Annotated in this window: 19 protein-coding genes; 5 read left to right on the top strand and 14 right to left on the bottom strand. The window is 44.4% G+C overall.

Features of this window, described 5'->3' with window-relative positions:
- Nucleotides 1-12: 12 nt before the first annotated feature.
- Nucleotides 13-1,176, bottom strand: a complete 1,164-nt coding sequence (locus tag ACFWMP_RS29940) for a glucose-1-phosphate adenylyltransferase (RefSeq protein WP_042184623.1) — start codon at nt 1,174-1,176, stop codon at nt 13-15.
- A gap of 20 nt (nt 1,177-1,196) precedes the next feature.
- On the opposite strand from ACFWMP_RS29940, the gene ACFWMP_RS29935 reads away from it, so the two are divergent.
- The 4 genes from ACFWMP_RS29935 (at nt 1,197) to ACFWMP_RS29920 (ending at nt 4,579) form a co-directional block, all read left to right on the top strand.
- Nucleotides 1,197-1,361 carry a hypothetical protein gene (locus ACFWMP_RS29935; RefSeq protein ID WP_379425980.1) on the top strand — a complete coding sequence of 55 codons (165 nt, stop codon included), beginning with the start codon at nt 1,197-1,199 and terminating at the stop codon, nt 1,359-1,361.
- 278 nt (nt 1,362-1,639) lie between these two features.
- Complete coding sequence (locus ACFWMP_RS29930) at nt 1,640-2,323, top strand: response regulator transcription factor (protein ID WP_076116779.1); 684 nt, start codon at nt 1,640-1,642, stop codon at nt 2,321-2,323.
- The gene (locus ACFWMP_RS29925) at nt 2,320-3,903 is read left to right on the top strand and encodes a sensor histidine kinase (RefSeq protein WP_379425978.1); all 1,584 of its coding nucleotides are present in this window, start codon (nt 2,320-2,322) and stop codon (nt 3,901-3,903) included. Before ACFWMP_RS29930 ends, ACFWMP_RS29925 begins: the two co-directional genes overlap by 4 nt.
- A 109-nt stretch (nt 3,904-4,012) precedes the next feature.
- Nucleotides 4,013-4,579, top strand: a complete 567-nt coding sequence (locus ACFWMP_RS29920; RefSeq protein ID WP_042184618.1) for an FAD-dependent oxidoreductase — start codon at nt 4,013-4,015, stop codon at nt 4,577-4,579.
- A gap of 374 nt (nt 4,580-4,953) precedes the next feature.
- On the opposite strand, the gene galU is transcribed toward ACFWMP_RS29920, so the two are convergent.
- The 11 genes from galU to ACFWMP_RS29865 all read right to left on the bottom strand — a co-directional run bounded on the left by galU (nt 4,954) and on the right by ACFWMP_RS29865 (nt 16,024).
- Nucleotides 4,954-5,865 carry a UTP--glucose-1-phosphate uridylyltransferase GalU gene (gene galU / locus ACFWMP_RS29915; RefSeq protein ID WP_379425976.1) on the bottom strand — a complete coding sequence of 304 codons (912 nt, stop codon included), beginning with the start codon at nt 5,863-5,865 and terminating at the stop codon, nt 4,954-4,956.
- Between the two features lie 21 nt (nt 5,866-5,886).
- The gene (locus ACFWMP_RS29910) at nt 5,887-6,867 is read right to left on the bottom strand and encodes a glycosyltransferase family 2 protein (RefSeq protein ID WP_042184612.1); all 981 of its coding nucleotides are present in this window, start codon (nt 6,865-6,867) and stop codon (nt 5,887-5,889) included.
- A 78-nt stretch (nt 6,868-6,945) separates the two neighbouring features.
- Nucleotides 6,946-9,099, bottom strand: coding sequence for a glycosyltransferase family 39 protein (locus ACFWMP_RS29905; protein WP_379425973.1), 2,154 nt, complete (start codon nt 9,097-9,099; stop codon nt 6,946-6,948).
- Between the two features lie 219 nt (nt 9,100-9,318).
- On the bottom strand, nt 9,319-9,864 hold the full coding sequence (locus ACFWMP_RS29900; RefSeq protein ID WP_379425971.1) for a DUF1697 domain-containing protein: 546 nt from the start codon (nt 9,862-9,864) through the stop codon (nt 9,319-9,321).
- A 28-nt stretch (nt 9,865-9,892) separates the two neighbouring features.
- Complete coding sequence (locus tag ACFWMP_RS29895; RefSeq protein ID WP_379425970.1) at nt 9,893-10,711, bottom strand: phosphotransferase family protein; 819 nt, start codon at nt 10,709-10,711, stop codon at nt 9,893-9,895.
- A gap of 14 nt (nt 10,712-10,725) precedes the next feature.
- Nucleotides 10,726-11,022, bottom strand: a complete 297-nt coding sequence (locus ACFWMP_RS29890) for an antibiotic biosynthesis monooxygenase family protein (RefSeq protein WP_379425968.1) — start codon at nt 11,020-11,022, stop codon at nt 10,726-10,728.
- Between the two features lie 19 nt (nt 11,023-11,041).
- The gene (locus ACFWMP_RS29885; RefSeq protein ID WP_339244592.1) at nt 11,042-11,668 is read right to left on the bottom strand and encodes a hypothetical protein; all 627 of its coding nucleotides are present in this window, start codon (nt 11,666-11,668) and stop codon (nt 11,042-11,044) included.
- A gap of 126 nt (nt 11,669-11,794) precedes the next feature.
- Nucleotides 11,795-12,901 (bottom strand): GerAB/ArcD/ProY family transporter, encoded by a 1,107-nt coding sequence (locus tag ACFWMP_RS29880; RefSeq protein ID WP_042184601.1) that lies wholly within the window; start codon nt 12,899-12,901, stop codon nt 11,795-11,797.
- A gap of 239 nt (nt 12,902-13,140) precedes the next feature.
- Nucleotides 13,141-14,295 (bottom strand): Ger(x)C family spore germination protein, encoded by a 1,155-nt coding sequence (locus ACFWMP_RS29875; RefSeq protein ID WP_042184597.1) that lies wholly within the window; start codon nt 14,293-14,295, stop codon nt 13,141-13,143.
- Nucleotides 14,292-15,842 carry a spore germination protein gene (locus tag ACFWMP_RS29870; RefSeq protein ID WP_379425965.1) on the bottom strand — a complete coding sequence of 517 codons (1,551 nt, stop codon included), beginning with the start codon at nt 15,840-15,842 and terminating at the stop codon, nt 14,292-14,294. Before ACFWMP_RS29870 ends, ACFWMP_RS29875 begins: the two co-directional genes overlap by 4 nt.
- 56 nt (nt 15,843-15,898) lie before the next feature.
- A complete protein-coding gene (locus tag ACFWMP_RS29865) occupies nt 15,899-16,024 on the bottom strand; it encodes a hypothetical protein (protein WP_379425963.1) in 126 nt (41 codons plus the stop codon).
- A 39-nt stretch (nt 16,025-16,063) separates the two neighbouring features.
- Here ACFWMP_RS29865 and ACFWMP_RS29860 point away from each other — a divergent pair, with 39 nt between their 5' ends.
- Nucleotides 16,064-16,381, top strand: a complete 318-nt coding sequence (locus ACFWMP_RS29860; protein ID WP_042184593.1) for an MGMT family protein — start codon at nt 16,064-16,066, stop codon at nt 16,379-16,381.
- Here ACFWMP_RS29860 and ACFWMP_RS29855 read toward each other — a convergent pair.
- Nucleotides 16,378-17,079 carry a DUF1361 domain-containing protein gene (locus ACFWMP_RS29855; protein ID WP_076285900.1) on the bottom strand — a complete coding sequence of 234 codons (702 nt, stop codon included), beginning with the start codon at nt 17,077-17,079 and terminating at the stop codon, nt 16,378-16,380. The genes ACFWMP_RS29860 and ACFWMP_RS29855 overlap by 4 nt on opposite strands.
- A 231-nt stretch (nt 17,080-17,310) precedes the next feature.
- A complete protein-coding gene (locus ACFWMP_RS29850; protein WP_379425960.1) occupies nt 17,311-19,089 on the bottom strand; it encodes a SulP family inorganic anion transporter in 1,779 nt (592 codons plus the stop codon).
- Nucleotides 19,090-19,135: the final 46 nt, after the last annotated feature.

Raw genomic sequence — 19,135 nt, 5'->3', positions numbered from 1 at the left:
GTTTTAGCTTGATTATATGGTTTTGGCCACAGCTGATTTACGTTTTTTGCTTTTATTGTCGATCAGCAGAATTTCGTTCTCGTTCTCCCGTTCGATGCCTATTTCCATATAATCGTCGATTACCGTATTCTCACTAATAATCGCTTTATGAATGCGTACGTTCTTGCCAATCTTGACCTTAGGCATAATCACGGAGTCCGTAATTACACTTCCTTCACCCACTTCTACCCCATAAAAGAGAACCGAATGATTCACTTCTCCGTGTACTATGCAGCCTTCATTAATAATGCAGCCTGACACTTTCGCCCCAGGGGCAACATATTGGGCAGGTTGATTCGGATTACGTGTAAAAATGCGCCAGCTGGGATCATTTAGATTAAGTGGCGGAGTATCGCTCAGCAAATCCATATTTGCTTCCCATAAGCTAGTTACTGTACCTACATCTCTCCAGTATCCTTCAAAAGGGTACGCAAATAAGGAGTTTCCGTCCTCCAGCATCAAAGGAATGATATCCTTGCCGAAATCGTGGGATGATCCTACATTCTCCCCATCCTCTAGTAAATGCTTGCGGAGAACCTCCCATTTGAAGATATACACACCCATAGAAGCTAATGTGCTTTTTGGCTGAGCGGGCTTTTCCTCAAATTCGTAAATTTTTAGATCGTCCTCCGTATTCAAAATTCCAAATCGGCTTGCTTCCTCCAGCGGAACGTCAATGACAGAAATTGTGCAATCAGCGTTTCTTTCCTTGTGGTATTGAAGCATAGCGTGATAATCCATTTTATAAATGTGATCACCGGACAGAATAAGAACATGCTCTGGATCAAACTGATCCACAAACTTAAGATTCCGATAAATCGCATCGGCTGTTCCCCGATACCAGCTGCTTCCATTCTCACGTTCATGCGGTGGCAACACGAATACCCCACCGTTCTTACGGTTCAAATCCCAATCACTGCCTACTCCGATGTAAGAATGCAGTATGAGTGGCTCATATTGAGTCAGCACACCAACTGTATCAATACCTGAATTGGAGCAGTTACTTAAAGGGAAGTCGATGATCCGATAGGTCCCTCCAAAATAAACAGCGGGCTTGGCAAGCGATTTGGTTAAACCTTTCAATCTTTTGCCTTGGCCTCCAGCCAATAGCATGGCTACCATTTCCTTTTTCTTCATGGAAAAGCCTCCCTTGACTTATGGGTAATATGAAGTTCAGCAAGCACAGGTTGAATGAACAGAAGTTCCAAAAAGAAATGAATGAACAAGAAATACACTTGAAAGAAATGAGCCTTGATAGGAAGATGGACAAAGATGAGAAAAACGTGGAAGGAAATGTAACACGGCCGGATGATCTTTCCTAAAATGGGTAACTTTCACCAAAATCAGGAGATTATCCTTATTGTAAAGTGTTCTATATCCGCCGTCAAAACCCTTTATCACATTTTCGAAAATCCGAATTTTTTAACCTTGTTTGTTATTAAACACATTAATATTACTTATAACTAAATTAACCGCTTTGAATCATCATGAAATAAGAAAAGGCTCCTTTAATCGTAAAGCAAAGGGACTCATCTTCAGCAAACATTCAACCGAATATGTCATAATGTAGCTATCTATCACTGATTTGGAGGTACCTATGATGAAAGCAGCTCAAGGCGTTCGACTACTGCTCGTAGATGATGAGCCTCATATATTACAATTTCTAGAGTTGGGTCTCCTTAACGAAGGATTTGAAGTCAGAACCGCACCCGACGGAATCACAGCCATCTCGGTCGCTGCTGAGTTCAAGCCACATGTAGCCATCCTAGATGTCATGATGCCTGGCATGGATGGATTCGAGTTATGTCATTACCTTCGCTCGGAAGAGACGGAACTAGCCGTTATCATGCTAACTGCAAAGGATGAAGTGGACGATCGAGTCAAGGGTCTCACTATTGGTGCTGACGATTATATGGTCAAGCCCTTCAGCTTCGACGAATTGCTTGCCCGAATTCAAGCGCGGCTACGCAATCAGTTTCCAGGTCTGCTCGGCGAGGTACGCTGCGGTCCATTCCGAATTGATAGCCGTAGAAAAGAAATTCGCTTCAAGGAAGAAGTCCTTGAACTCTCACCCACGGAATACGAGTTATTACAGTATCTCGTTATTAATCACGGCCTTGTACTAAGTAAACCCATGATTCTTGATAAAGTGTGGGGCTATGACTTTGGTGGTGAGGAAAATATCGTTGAGGTCTATATCCGTTCGCTTCGCGAGAAGCTCGGGGATAAGGAGCACCGTATTATCCGTACCCTGCGGGGAGCAGGCTACCGGGTAGATCTATGAGTACGCGCTTCTCTAAATGGTTTCGTAAGCTGCCCGCACCACGTTCTCTACGCAAACAGCTGCTAGCCATTTCGCTGCTCATTCTATCAGGATTGCTTCTTCTAATCGGAGTATTACAATATATACTCATGCGGGATTTCATATATAGCAATAGAGCAGAGTCTATGGAAGCGCAAATACGTTCAGTTCCCCGTGAGATGTTTTTCAACTTTTTCAATTCCTATGACGAGGACACCACAACTCCGAATGAGGGAAACACCGAGTATAACGGCAATTTGCCGGGGGAAAGAAACGGCGAGAATAAAATCCCAAATGGTCAAAGAACCGGTGAGAATAGGCGTCCACTCCTGCTGGATGCCCATACAACCCTCGCTATTTATAGCTCAGATGGCACCTTCAGAGACTTACAGCAAATGACTTTATCTGATTCAGCCGCGCCTAGATTAACGAATGAGCAATACAATAATCTGCTCATTCATACCACGGATAGAGCAACAGGAAATTACAAGCTCATAGAGGCCGATGACGGCACTGAACATCTGGCTATATTCGTGAATCTCTATAGACCTGGAAATACTCGATTGCTTCTCCAAATGAGCGTGAATACCGGACCTCTTACGGATGTAATCTTACAGCAATTGATGATCTACGCAGGTTTGTCAGTGATTGCTTTATTGGCTGGCTTCTTCCTATACTTGCCTGCCCTTCGAAAGACGCTGGTCCCTCTTTCAAATATGGGAGAGTCCGCCGAGATCATTGATGCCGGTAATCTGGATATCCGATTTCCAATTAACCAAGGCCAGACTGAGATCGACAAGCTGGCCCATTCATTCAATGGTATGCTCGAGCGTCTCGAAATATCCTTTCATAATGAACGGGAAGCCAAGGAACAGATGCGCCGCTTCGCTGCCGATGCTTCTCACGAGCTGCGAACGCCGCTGACCTCAATCCACGGTTTTTTGGAGGTCTTACTGCGTGGCGCTGCGGACAACAAAGAACAGTTATACAATTCATTGCGAAGCATGCATGGCGAATCGAAACGGATCAATAAGCTGGTGGAGGATTTGCTGCTGCTCGCTCGGATGGACGGCGCCCCTCAACTGCGGATGACGGATCTGCTGCTCGGTGAGGTCATTTCCGAAATGAAGCCGCATCTGCTCTTGTTAGCGGATCAGCGCAAGGTTACTTTTGATATCTCGTATGGCATCCATGGTAAATATGAACCCAATAAAATCAAACAGGTAATTCTGAATCTGTTCCACAATGCAGTTCAGCATACGGATACAGAATCTGGCACCATTCATCTCTCTTTACATACTAGAGGAAATGAGGCCATTTTAACGGTGCAAGACAACGGCTGCGGGATTTCTCCAGAGCATATCCCACATATCTTCGATCGCTTCTACCGCAGCGATTCCTCTCGCACACGAAAATATGGTGGATCTGGACTCGGCCTTTCTATTACCAAGTCTATCGTGGAGGCACATCACGGCAAGATTAGTGTAAGCAGCACTCTCGGTGAGGGAACAACGTTTAGGGTTACCCTTCCTTGCGAGGAAGGATTAGCCAAGAGAGAGTAACAACCGTTATAATAGATGATAGACTTAAGCCTATGTCTATGATGCCAGTTTTGCTATGTTGTCCATTGTAAGGAGCCACGCTCCGCAAAACTTTGAGGAGGTCAAAAAAATGTACGAAATCGCCGTAATTGGAGCCGGTCCTGCCGGTGCAAGCGCAGCCCTGTTCGCCGCCAAGGCGGGCAAAAAAACGCTGCTGATCGACAATGATAAAGGCATGACCCGTAGAGGATGGTTTGAGAACTTTTATGGAATTTCCGAAGTAGGCGGTCCTGATCTCGTAGAAACCGGACATAAGCAAGCCGTCAAATTCGGCGCTGAGCTAGTAGCAGAACAAGCTATTAACCTCACTTCCAGCGGCAACGGATTTGTCATTGAGACCGAAGATGGAATCATTTATGAAGCCAAACATGTTATTCTTGCAACAGGCGCCCTTACCGATCTAGCCGCCAAAGCAGGCGTGGAAACTAAGGATGGTACAGAGCCAAGAATCAAAACAGTTGTCGCTGTTAATCCAGAAGGCAAAACAAATATTGAAGGCATTTGGGCTGCAGGTACCGTTGCCGGAGTAAGTGTACATGCCATTATTACGGCAGGCGATGGCGCGAAGGTAGCCATTAATGTGATTAGCGAGTTAAATGGTGCGCGTTACGTGGATCATGATGTACTAAAGGCTTAATCAATGACTGAAAATATAGATCCGGAGACGATTCTTAGGAATCTGTCCTCCGGATTTTTTATATCGCAAAAAATAACTGCATTTGGTGCAGGTATTTCATATTTTAGCCCCTCTATGACTCTTTTAAGTGTAGTTTATGCAACTAAAAACAGATGGAAAGAGTATTTCCATTGGATTTTGAAGAAATAAGTGTATCAAGTGTAACTAAGTCGATCCATAGCAGTCTGATGCGCTTTTTAATTGTATAAAGTACACTTATTTGTTCATCCCCAACTGCCCTGTAAACGCCCCACGCGCAAAAAAACTGCCCCAAACATCATCCCACCGCCGCCGAAGACGATGTTAGGATCGTTTGAAACAGTCTCCTTCAATCACTAGCGTGTACCCCAAGGTAACGCCCCCACTTCTTCACTTTCCTTCAGACTAGCAGCCAGTTTCTTCAAATACGGAACCAGTAATGGACGCAACTCCTCCCGCATCAATCCGACCTCCAGCGTAGCCTGAATGTAGCCGAATTTATCACCAATATCATAACGTTTGCCGATCAAATCCAGGGCCAGCAAACCTTCATTACGACATACCTCATGCAATGCATCAGTCAGTTGATATTCACCACCTGCTCCCCGTTCAAGGTTAGCCAGCACTGAAAATATCGAAGACTCCAAAATGTAACGTCCCATAATCGCATGCTCTGAAGGTGCCGTATCCGGGGAGGGCTTCTCCACCAAACCTTTAACTTCATGGACGCCTTGTAGAGAACCGCTTGATGAAATAATTCCGTATTTATGAACATCCTGCCGTGGTACCGACTGAACACCGACGATGGTCTTCTCCTCTTGTTCATATAATCGCATCATTTGCAGCAGCGCCGGGTCCTCCGAGACCATGATATCGTCACCGAGCAGAACAGCGAAGGGCTCATCGCCAACGAACTGTTCCGCACAAAGGATGGCGTGACCTAGTCCTAGCGGCTCTTTTTGCCTAATGTAATGAATGCTGGCCAGTTCGCTAATCGCTTGGACTTCACGAAGCAGCTCCTCTTTTCCTTTTTCCAAAAGCGTCTGTTCCAGTTCCACTGATTTATCGAAATGATCTTCAATCGACTTCTTGTTGCGACCCGTCACGATAATGATGCTTTCAATGCCGGATCGAACAGCTTCTTCTACGATATATTGAATCGCCGGCTTATCCACAATGGGCAGCATTTCCTTGGGCTGAGCCTTAGTTGCAGGCAGGAAACGAGTGCCTAAACCCGCGGCGGGAATAACCGCTTTTCTAATCTTCACAACGAATCCCTCCCCTTACATTTATTGACGATGTAGAACTTGCTGCTCACGAACATCCTGCTGTTTCTTACCTTCATAGAACTCTTGAACAATATAGAGCGGACGTCCCTTGGTCTCATCATAAATCCGACCGACATACTCACCCAGAATCCCTAACATAATGAGCACAAAGCCATTAAAGGTCAGTGTGATTCCGATCATCGATGCCCAGCCCTTAACGACTGAATCCGTAAAAATCACCAGATATAGCACATACATCAGATATAGAAAGCCGGAGGCCGACAGCAGTGCGCCAAGGTATCCTGCCAGCTTCAGCGGCTTATAAGAGAAGGAAGTAATTCCATCCAGAGAGAGCTTGATCATCCGTTTCAGCGGATATTTAGTTTCTCCAGCCAGACGTTCATCGCGTTCATATTCAATGGCTTTTTGCCGAAAACCGACCCAACTGACTAGCCCGCGTACGAACCGATTTTTCTCCGGCAGGCGTTTGAGCTCCTCACAGACTTTACGATCGATGAGGCGGAAATCCCCCGTGTCTACAGGTATTGAAATATCGGTTGAATAACGTAGCACTCTATAAAAGAGACTGGCCGTCCACTTTTTGAATAAGGATTCTCCGTTGCGCTTTATCCTTTTGGCATATACAACTTCATACCCCTGCTTCCATTCCGCAATCATGTCCAGAATCAGTTCCGGCGGATCTTGCAAATCGGCATCAATAATGACAACTGCATCCCCTAGGGCGTAATCCATTCCGGCAGTAATAGCGATCTGATGTCCAAAGTTACGAGACAAGTCGATCAGTTTCACACTTTCATCCCAGTAGCTATATTCCTCAATCATCTGGGCGCAATTATCTGTGCTGCCGTCATTCACAAAGATCAGCTCATACACTTCATTAGTTAAACCCATTACTTTTTTGATACGTCGATACGTCTCTTGAATGACCGCCTCTTCGTTAAACATCGGTATAATAATGGAATAGCGCACGTTGGTACTCATGAGCAGCTCCTCCTTAAATTTGAATAATGAAGCGTGCCTGATCTATCTCATAACACGCCTCATAGGATTAACATTCGCCTAGTTTACAGTAACTTTGTATAATGTCCCGCTATTTCCTCCATCGCTTCCTGCCCAATCGGCTGCTGGAACTTCTGTACCATTCTCTGTGATCCAAGTCGTTAACTCGGAGCTTCCCCCGCGTCCACCACCCATACCACCGCTATTGATCAGGAAGTACTTCACCTTTCCACTCTCTACAAACGCCTTTAGGGTATCTGGGGTATACACGGTGTCTGAGTTAGAAAATCCGTTCAAAATAACTACCGATGTACCCTTGTCAACGATATAAGGAGCTGCTGTGCCATAATCCAATGTAGCGAAAAGATAGGGCTCCCCAGTATTGTTCTCCTCCAAATAGGACAACAGACTCTCATTCGCACTTGCGGCGCTATTACGTCCAAAATTGCTTGGACTGCCTCCCATTCCCCCTCTACCCTCACTACTAGTCGGGCCCGCCTCAGGGGTTTGACTGTTCAAGCCATAAGTAATGGGGGTAGCTGCCCAGTAAAGCGGCCCAATTAACAATACTAATACGGCTGCAATGCCTGTCGTATATATAAAGGATTTCTTCTTGCCTTTAAGAACTACCAGTACCAGCGAAACCACAATGCCTGCAGCTAAAATCCCAATGGACCAGCCACTGCCGATCGTATCGTTATAAGGATGAACAATGTACCACTGGAAACCTGCTGTAACCAGCGTTGCGGCTGGCAATAACCAAGACAGCCAACCAGAGTGCTCGCGATATAGCGTCCACAGCTTTGACCATCCTGCACCGACTAACGCTGCAACTGGCGGAGCCATCATCACCAGATAATATTGATGGAAGAACCCTGCGATACTGAAGAACCCCATAACGGGCACCAGCCACGCTAACCAGAAGAGAGCTTCTTTATGAGCCTGAGTAAAGTTCTTTCTCCGCAGATTGGCGAATAATCCAATGATGCCTAGCAATACAAAAGGCAGCATCCAGCTAGCTTGACCTGACAGTTCTGATTGGAACAGGCGCAGTGGGCCTGCTGTTCCTGTATTGAACATTCCGCCTCCGCTTCCACCGCCATTCATGCCGCCGCGATTTCCTCGCCCGCCGTCGTCGCCACCAAATTGCCGGCCTTGACTGTCTGTTCCACTAGGAGGCTGACCTGGTGCACCTCCATCATCGTCACCAGTCTGGCTATTTGAGGTCGAATTTGTGCCTTGCCGGCCCGAAAATGCTGCACGTCCACCATCAGTGCCATTATTACTGCCTGACCCATCCATAGCTGGCATCTCGCCGTTCATGTTTGGCATCTCACCATTCATCGCGGGCATTTCACCGTTCATGTTTGGCATCTCACCGCCATTCATTCCTGGCATTCCACCGCCACCACCACCTGCCCCACGATCCCCCGTTAATCGGGCAACGCCATTGTACCCAAAAGCAAGATTCAGCACTGAATTGGTACCACTGCTGCCGATATAAGGCCGTTTGCTGGCGGGAATCGAATCCACGATCACTGCCCAGGATAAGGAGACTACAAGCAATATTGCTGTGGAGGCTGCCAATACTCCCGTCTTCCGCTTCCAGTTCACTTTGGCAGCTAAGACATAAAAGAAATAAAAAGCCGGCAGAACCATGTACGCCTGCAGCATCTTCTCGTTAAACCCAACACCGATTAACGCAAATGCGGTAAGAAGGCTACCCATCTTGTTGCTCTTCGTCCCTTTAAATAAAAACCATGCCGCAAGCAGAAGGGTGAATACAAGCAGTGCATCAATATTGTTCGTCCGGCTGACTGCCGCTGCTACCGGAGTAGTCGCCATGACTAGAGCTGCTATACGTGCTGCCGCTCTGCCAAAGGTAGGCTTCACCAGCAGGTATACAAGTAACACGGAGCCCACGCCGCCGAGTGCCTGTGGCAAAATCACACTCCAACCATGCAGCCCGAAGATAAGTGCGCTAAGTGTCTGAATCCAAAAGGTAACTGGTGGTTTATCCACCGTTACTGAACCCGCGGAATCCAATGAAGCGAAGAAGAAATTATGAAAGTTCTGCAGCATACTTCCCACCGCGGTGGTGTAGTATGTATTCACATAGTGGTCGTTCCAAACTCCATAACCATACAAAAAAGCGGCAAGTAATAAAATGAGCCAAAGTATAAGATCCGAGCTTATTTTTTTGAACCTACTCATCTCCATCCACTCCTATCCTTTGATCGTCTATAATTCCGGCAGTTCTGTGCCCCCGGTTCAAACTTTCTGTAGGTGTATTATTTCACCCTTACCTTAACTCTCAATGAGTCCAAGCTGAATGTTTGCTGAATATACAAGGCCACCAGAACGCAAAAAAAGCCCCACAACTGTGGAGGCTTTCTGTTCAAATCCCAACCCAAGCAAATATTTTAAAATAGACTATTCCATTCTGCCCATAGTAACAAGCTTATTCACCGTATTCCAATTACGTGCTGTAAGCGTCATACCCAATATTCTGTCAAAAGGAACCTTGAAAAGCGGCGACTGGCTCACACTGACCTCATATAACACGTACATCTCTCTGCCGACAAAACGCACTTTATCTGTTCCATCCTCATAAGTGCGCAGTTTATCCAATGCTTCCGCTGAAGGCTCGACTGGTAAAAAAGTAACATACCATCTTTTGAATTCCTCTGGCTCGGAGAGCTGAAAGGGATCGTTAGCGATCACGTTCTCCATTTCTGCTAAGGTACGGATAATAACAGAGACCTCGAATCCAAAAACCTCATGAATCTTACGTTCAATGACTCCAGTAAGCAGACTCTCCGAACCTTCATCACTCTCAAATACAACATTTCCGCTCTGAATATACGTTCGTACATTTTCAAATCCAAGAGTCTGAAACATCGCCTTCAGGTCCAACATTTTAATAATTTTGTTCCCGCCGACGTTAATTCCACGCAGCAGCGCAATATAGGTAGTCATAGAATACGCCTCCGTTTTTGTGCCATGATCAGCTTACCTCTGCGGCTAAGGTTTGTAGACGTTTACGAACTTCTTTTACCAGCAGCTCCTTCTCTGAAGGCGAAAGCCCCTCCACCAGACGCGCGGCAGCGATCGGCAAAATCCAGTGGTCTACGTCCTCATAGGTGAGTCCTGATAAACGGAGATACTCCTGAATATATCCCTTGGTTAATTTCTTTCTAATAAAACCTATCATCATTCTCGATAAGGCAGAGGCTCCAGGGGGCATGGCTCCCATACTGAACATCACTACAGATCGCGCAGCATCGGCCGCTGGTTCTCCCACCACACCTGTCATCCAGTCGATTACCCAGAGCTGATCATCCATAAGTACATTGTCAGGATGGAAATCTCCATGACATAAATAGGTTCCTTGTGGTAACTTCTCCAGATAGCGCAGGATGGCTGACTTCTCATCTTCACTAAGCATTGGAGCCCCCATGATATTCCACTTCAACATATCCTTCTGCTGTCCAATCTCCTCAGTAATTTCAAGCTTATGCAAATCGTAGTGAAGCCTAGCCATCATTCTGGCATACTTACTAACTTTCCAAGGCTTCTCACCCATCACCTTTAGCAGGGAGGGACCTTTAATTTGTTGAAATACAATACCTTGTCTTGATTGTTCAGAAATGAGTTCAAATGGCTGTGGTGTCCGGACGCCCTGCGAGTGCACAAACTGGCTGATCTTATATTCTCGGCTAATATTCTGTTCTGAAACATCCTCTAGGTACAATTTAAGAATCCTCTGATCATCATGCTGCCAGATCTCCGCTGTTCTGCCTTTCCCAACAAGCTTCGCCTTCATTCGGCAGCCTCCATTTAGTCCAGATTAATGCGGGTAAAATGCTCAACAACCGGAAATGGGTTGTAGTAATGGTGAAGTAGCGCCTTCCATTCCTGATACTGGCTGGATTCTCTGAATCCTATGGTATGATCTTCAAGCGTTCTCCACTTCACAAGCAGTAGATACTTATGTTCATCCTCCAAGCAATGTTGCAATTCATGCCCTATGTAGCCTTCGATCGAAGAAATTAAGCTCGATGCCTCCTTGAAGCTTTTTTCAAATTCAGTAGTTAAACCAGGCTTCACTTGCAGCATCGCAGCTTCCAAAATCATAATCAGCATCCTCCAAAGGTTATGTATTTAAAGCATCACGGAAAAATTCATGATAAAAATTAATAATAACAAGCAGAATGGCTAGTGACTCGTTGACCTGCTCTACCTCAAGGCTATGATTAGCATCATCGATTCTATACACTTTCAAATGATGAAGCCCACTAATTTCACCAGAAAGCTGTTCGCTAAATAAAGGGTCGCTTCCCCCATAAATTACAGTCCCACGACTCTGCTGTATCAAAGGGATCGCCTCAGGTAATGGTGTTATATATAGATGAGACGTCTTTTTCTGTATTTCTAGCTCTTCTGCAATTCTCCCTGCTATGACCGAACCCACGCTTTTGCTAATGAATAGAATCTTTTTGTATTCAGGAAGAGATGCAATGGCCGCCTTGCATTCCTGAATGAGAATAATCATTTCATCACGCTTAAAACCTACTCTAGCACTCTGGTAGCCATATTCAAGCAGCAGGACATCGCAATTATGTTCCCGAGCTGCTTTGGCCGCATAATCTAGCAGGGGGCGTTCAGCCGAGTAATTTTTACCTGGAAAAATAACAGCCAATGCCTTAGATCCTTGAGTAATATATTTATGTCTAACCTCTCTACCCCAATAAGAGGACATAATGATGTTGCTGACGTTCATACCTGTTTCCCTCTTTTCTAAAACAACCATTCTATATATATCTATCATTATAGCTAACTTATGTTTAGTTTTAAAATCAAAGAATTCCTAATCTTTACTAGAGATCAGGAATGTTCGAAAGTAGGTCTATTGCTGTGATGCCACCTGCTTATTTTTACTTTTACTAACCTTAATTTCAGCACAAATCCACAATATCAACGGAATAATCACCTGAAAAGGAAGCGCATATATTGGATAAATAGTATAGGCAAAATGCTGCATCTCCATAATATCCTTGAAGATAAATCGAGAGAAATAAACCATAATCAATCCCAGCTGAAGCACAACGGATCGGTAGCTCTTCAGTTTGAATAATTTAGCGACTCCAACACTAGCCACATATAAACATAAGCTAGTCTTTATGAATATCGTGATGACAAATCCAAGTGCTGATGATGCCTCCATTCGGGTCAAAAAATCCCCTATATTAATCCGACTAACCGCTACATAAGAGGGGAAGTATAAACTTTGAACAATATCAGGATTGAGAATCAGCAAATTCCGCAGAGAAACGAGCAAAATCACCCCACCAGAAATCAGCAATCCGCTTAGCAGAATCTTTTTGGCTGAGTCTTTTGCCGGTAAATGACTGAACACTCCCATAAAAAGAACAATTTCAGCAAAAGGAAAAGTAAATGACCCAAATGTATCTGCAAATATTGGTGACCATCCACTGGCAAGAAAAGGCTTCAAATAGTGATACTTGAGCTTGGGAATGGCTAAAATTTCAATAAACAGAACCTCAGCTAAAAGAAGCAGCAGAAATAGCTTAGCACATCTCCCAATCACCTCAATTCCTGCCTTAACCACCCAAATACATAACAGACCTACGCATAACATGGGTGCAATCATAGGCGTCTCTGTCAAGGCAACCGTTTTACTAAATTCCCCAAAATTCCGTAGAACGAGGGCCCCCATATGCAGCGCGTACCATATATACATACAAGAAACTACTCTCCCAAAGATAGATCCAAATACGATGATCAATATATCAAATAGATTCTTACCCGGAAAAAGCACATGAAATCTGGCGTATATAAACAGCAGGGGAACCGTTAAAGATATGGCAAAAAGTAGAGCAATCCAGCTACTGTTGCCCGATTTCCCCGGCAGACCCATGAATAGTGAAGTCCCAATAATAAATAGAACAACAATACTTATAGAATGCCCTGTGGGTATGATCTCTTTTTTCATGCTTAAATCTCCTCTTGGACTTGTAACTAAAATAACTTGCTGATCCAGCTTACAATTAAAGGTGAAGGACTAGGAAGCTGCCATTTCATGGCCAATGCAAAAGCAATACAGAAAGAAAACAGACATAGTGTACAACACACATAAAAATCCCGTTTCATCCCTTGCTTTAACAATCCGTAAGGATCCATCAATACAACAAAAAAGTAGATCAAAACAACGATAACAGCCAATTTTATCACCTATTCTTGATGGATCTGGATAGATCTTGAGTTTTGAGCACTGCTCTCAATAATTACTGTTGAATTTACAACCACATCTAGATCAGAGAATTCCCGCTCCCAATCTTTATCTAGCTCGGTCCAGGTCTTAGGCATATTCTCAAAGATAATCTCTCCGAATCCAAAAATATCGGAATGATATTCCTGCTGCAACTTTTTAATTACAGAGAGAATATGCTTCTGTAATTCCTTAGCGGCACGCTTCTCTATAACATTCTTACTATTCAGACTAGTGAATCCTTCAGTAGTCATTACCTCATCAAGCCCGGTATGTGTGACCATATTTATCTGTAATTGAAGCTTACCGTTTACCCAAACAGGCTTTACTTTTGTTTTATTGGAAAAAATCTCAAGTGTGAAGTCGGGGGCTCCCTTTTCGTTATTCACGGTTAACACCCCACCCTTTATCTCATCTTTAATAAACAACATGTACTTGGTCTCTTCGCCACTCAGTTTGCCAATCATTTTGTCCATTTTGAATATAGCAGTTCCACTAACACGCGGATTTTTCTGACCATTTTTTTCGTGGATATAAATAAGAGGAGCTATAGCACAATCCCCGGGCGTCTCCAGCTTTTCAATGAAGTCCCAAATCTCCACAACCGGGGCCGTACTAACATTTTGTTCAATTGCCATCTGCTGAGCAAGACCATAAGACATAATAGTTTCTGTTGAGCTATTTAAATTAATTACTTCCTGAGCCGTCTTCTCTTTAGAAACAAACACGTATACATCCGATCGAGTTTCTGTATCTCTGTTGTACCAATCAATCACTTTTACAACCCCTTCCTTCGCTATCTCCTCACTGAGGATGATCGCCTTGGAATGACTCCAAAATAGTTTCTTTCCCGTGATTGAAATCATGCTTCTTACAATATCAAACATCGTTTTTCCTGAAAGACTAACCATCTTATAACCCGCTTGACTAGATTTCATCCCCTCTTTCGTATCCACAATTTCGACCGTTGCTAGTAGCTTCCCGTCAGAATCCTTATCGATGCCCACGCCTGCTACAACTGCCCTATCTTCAATTTCGGCGTAATCCCAACAACCCAAGGTACTTACCAGAAGTAATAGCGATATACAAGCTAGCAACCCTTTTTTGATTTTTTTCATGACCGATTCCTTACTTTATTGGTCGCTTTTCTCTTTCGGTTACGCGCTCCAATCATCGCCGGACGTAAATACATATGCCACCACGGCGCCCTTATAGCTGTATCCTTAATGTCCTGCGGATGAATAGAACCTACTCCAAGCATGTACTGAACCCCAAAGGAACGTAAACTCATCAAATGAATCACTAAACCGATCACACCCAAAAAATACCCATATAATCCCAGAAAAAAGGTTACGAACAGCAAAAGCGACCTTACTACGATTAGAGGACCCGTCAGTCTTGGGTTAAGCAAAGCCATAATTCCTGTTAAACCCACTACAATAATCATAGGAGCGCTAACGATTCTCGCTTCCACAGCCGCCTGACCCAGTACAAGCGCACCTACGATGCTAATCGCCTGACCAATGTAGGTCGGTATTCGTTCTCCTGCCTCTCGCAGAATTTCAAATATCGTTAGCATGAACAAGACCTCCACCACAGTTGGAAAAGGAACGGCTACTCTCGACGTTGAAATACTAAGTAACAACATGGTAGGCAGCATTTCCTGACTATAGGTAACCAACGCTACGTACAAAGCAGGAATACTAATAGACAAAAAGGCTCCAAGTACCCTTATCATTCGGTTAAATGAACCAAAGTAATAGTTAATATAATAATCAGCACTGGCCTGAAAATTCTCCACAAACAAATAGGGCACTGTCATTGCATAAGGACTACCTTCCATTAATAAGGCAACTCTACCCTCCATAATTTTGCTTACTACAGAATCAGGACGTTCTGTGCTTCCCGTCATTTCAAAGGGTGAAAAGGGTTCATCTCGAATAAGCTCCGAAAGAATAGACGTATCCAATACAACATCTATGTCCACCTGTTGAATTCGGTTCTGCAGTTCTTTAACAACATCCGGTGAGGCCAAACCTTCGATATAACAAATACAAGTTTGTGTTTTGGAGCGAGTCCCGACTTGACCATAAATAATCTTTAAGTCCGGACTTTGCACTCTTCGGCGAATGAGCGTCAAGTTTACAAGCAGCGACTCTGTAAAACCTTCTCGCGGACCCTTTACGCTTTTTTCCGTCACAGGCTCCGCGATAGCCTTCGTTTCCCACCCCTGCGCACTAATGTTAAGCGCACCCGCAAAGCCATCCATCAGAAACAAAGTTTTTCCGGCTACGACCGCGCTAACCATCTCATCCAAACTCGTAGAGCAAACCACATCACTAATGTTAATAACCAGCGTCCGAATTTTCTCCATCATTTCAGCTGTATTCCCGCTATCCATTGCCGTAAAATCAAAATCCATTAGAGGCTTTATCACCCCGTACTGGATCATTTCCCTGTCTACCATTCCGTCTACATAGACTAATCCGCAGCGGATGCCGTCACTATGGATATTATTTATCACCCTTATTCTAAGTGTCCCATCATCCTTGAATATTTGTCGAAACAGATTCATCATTTCATCTAGTGACGTACTCGGAGTCTGCCCAGACGTCGTATTTTTTAGGGAATCTTTGCGGATACCATCTGCTGTCTGTTTCTCCACAGTAGTCACTCCTGTCACAATAGTTTCCTAGAAATTATCCCCCATCTCACTAAATACTATCCGCCAAAATTATACTGTAAAGGGATCAACTTCTTCGCAAAGGAGAGTAAAGTCCATCCGTTAAAATAAAAAAAAGCCGCTTTAGCAGCGGCATGTTGAATGTTTATGATTGTAGTGATCATCTGGTATAATTTGATGAAAATAAAAGATAGGAGCTCCCTATGACACCATTTACAGAACAAGTGATTCGTATCATACAATCTATACCTGAAGGAAAAGTGATGACTTACGGAGGCGTTGCTCGTGCGGCAGGAAGCCCAAGAGGCGCAAGGCAGGTAGTTCGTATCCTTCACTCCATGAGTAGAAAATATAAGCTTCCCTGGCATCGGGTTATCAACGCCAAAGGAATGATCGCCTTGACTGAAGATGAATCCAACTCCCTCCAGAAGCTTTATTTACAGGAGGAAGGGATTATTTTTAATGAAAAAGGTGTGGTAGATCTGAAGCAATACCAATTTGATCCGGAATTTATGGATTAACCACGTATGCGCTTAGCGCCCCTTCCTCTTTCACTGGTTCCAAGACCATTCAGCAAACAGTACATCGTAGCGTAGATAACCAGCAATACAAACGCAATGAACAAGCTGAAAAATACCGACTGTCGATTCAAGCTGTCCATAACCAGTTGGTACAACTGATGCCGGTCCGTCAGTACATCCCAGCTATTCAGCCTGTAGACTCGGCCAAGCAGGACACCATACCCCCCAAGTACACATGCTGCGAATACGAATATCCAAGAGAACAGCAGGCTGCTTTTGCGATAAACAACCGTCTGGAACTGGTATAAAGAGAAGAAACCAGTCAACCAGCCGCTCCAAGTGAACAATAAGAGGGTAACCAGATCATACCAATACCGATTCTGAATGGTGCCATCCACGATATATCTGCTTTTTCTTATCGTCAGATGCACCAGATCCGTCATGAGATAAGGCGCGTTCGGAAAGAACAGCAGCCAAGCGACGCCTAGCGGAACAAGCAGCAAGCCGCCTATCTTCCTTTTATCCAGTTCATAAGCAGCCATAGAGAACAGGAACGGAATCCAAGCCAGGAATAAATTCCAGAGTAAAAATGCATAAAACGAATCCGTCTGTAGTGACACTACACGATATACGGCCAATGTCGCCACAGACAGACCTGCCAAGAGCATAAACACCTTCGGATAATGCAATTCCTTCATGAGCTTATATTCTCCTTATCGAGATAGTTTACATTTAACTTATACCCAATTGTACAAATTTGGCATTCCCAAGTCCAATCTCAAGCATAAACGCCTTTGTCGCCCTTATTAGGACGATCAGCGTTTAAGCGAGAAATATAAGGATAATATATAATGTGAAACTTAAATTCATATATTTGAACAGAAAAACCCGGACGCAGAAACGTCCGGGCTGACTCTTATCTATTTCACTCAAAGACCACTATTTAGTTCAGGTGCAATTACAGGTTTCTTACGCCCTTTCAGACCGCGCACACTTCCCGCCTCTTCCAGACAGGAGAACGCTGTACACTCCCTAAAAGCGGCATGGCTACATCCAATACACTTGTTGTAATCGATGCTGTTAAGTGCGTCATTAATGGCTTCCCCGGTGTGCGGATAAAACTGAGCCTCACCTATGGTACTATACAGTCCAGTTCTCTTGAGTAGCTCAAGCGGCTGTGGCTGAATACCTGAAATCATAAGTTTCCCTCCAACAGCTTGTAAATGCCGCACAAGCTCTGCTAAATTGGATTCTCCAGTGGTATCCATGAAGGGTACTTTCCCCATCCGCATTAATATAATTCTAGGTTGATCTGAACCATAGCTTGGCATAGTGTCATCGAATCGATAAGCAGCGCCAAAAAACAGCGGACCTTCCACCGTGTAAATTCCAATTTGCGGACAGTCATGACTCTCCGTAACCATGTGTGCCTCTACCTTAACGGACTTCGGATCAGGCAGCACTTTGGCTACCAGATGAACCTCTCCCATTCGTTTCACAAACAGAATAACCGCAAGAATTAATCCCACCTCTACAGCCAGCGTTAAATCTGCAAATATCGTTAACAAGAAGGTGATGAATAACACCAAGGAATCGCCGGTCTTGATCTTAAGCAGATGAAGGAACTCTTTGCGCTCACTCATATTCCAAGCTACTACCATTAAGATCGGTGCCATCGCAGCTAAAGGAATACTGGAAGCATAGGGTGCGAGCAACAGGAGAATTAGAAACACCACAACACCGTGAACGATCCCCGAGATGGGAGAAACAGCGCCACTCTTGATGTTCGTCGCTGTTCTAGCAATTGCTCCTGTCGCTGGTATGCCCCCGAACAATGGAGCAGCAATATTTGCGATTCCCTGACCGATCAGCTCTCGGTTACTATTATGGCGGCTGCCTGTCATTCCATCCGCTACAACAGCGGATAACAATGACTCTATAGCACCTAGCATTGCAATGATAAATGCCGGACGAATTAGCAGGGTAATTCGTTCCCAAGTAATGTCCGGAAATCGAAAGCTCGGTAAGGTATTAGGGATTTCTCCGTAAGCAGAGCCAATCGTAGTCACTTTGCCGCTAAAGAATAACGCAGCAACTACAGTCGCGCACAGAAGACCTACCAATGATCCAGGCACCTTCGGAGCGAATCGAATCGCTAGGATAACGATGGCAAGACAAATCACGGCGGTCAGAATACTGTATCCATTCATCGTCGATAGATGAAGCCCTATTTCTTTCATATTATTTACAAAGCTCTCATGCCGTTCTATATTCCTTAGTCCAAGGAAATTAGCAATCTGCCCGGTGAAGATAATGACCGCTATCCCTGCTGTGAAACCAATCGTTACTGGCCTCGGAATAAACTTAATCAATACACCCAACTTTAATAATCCCATGAGAACTAGAATAACCCCTGCCATCATCCCAGCGATAAGCAAGTTCTCATAGCCATACTCCATCGCAATGGCAAACAAGATAGGAATAAAAGCACCTGTTGGCCCACCAATTTGAAATTTTGATCCTCCGAACAATGAAATACATATTCCGGCAACGATTGTCGTGTAAATGCCATACTCCGGTTTTACACCAGATGCAATAGCAAATGCCATCCCCAAAGGAATGGCAATAACACCAACGATTGTTCCCGAAATCAAATCCTTGCGAAATGCATTCATGTTGTAGCCTTTATATCGGCCCCACCCTGTCATGATCAAACCTTCTTTTCTTTAAATATCTGATTATTTGAATATAAGA

Origin of the sequence: Paenibacillus sp. NPDC058367, from assembly GCF_042723305.1 — a bacterium.
Lineage (GTDB): Bacteria > Bacillota > Bacilli > Paenibacillales > Paenibacillaceae > Paenibacillus_AQ.
This window is presented reverse-complemented; position numbering and strand designations above follow the sequence as displayed.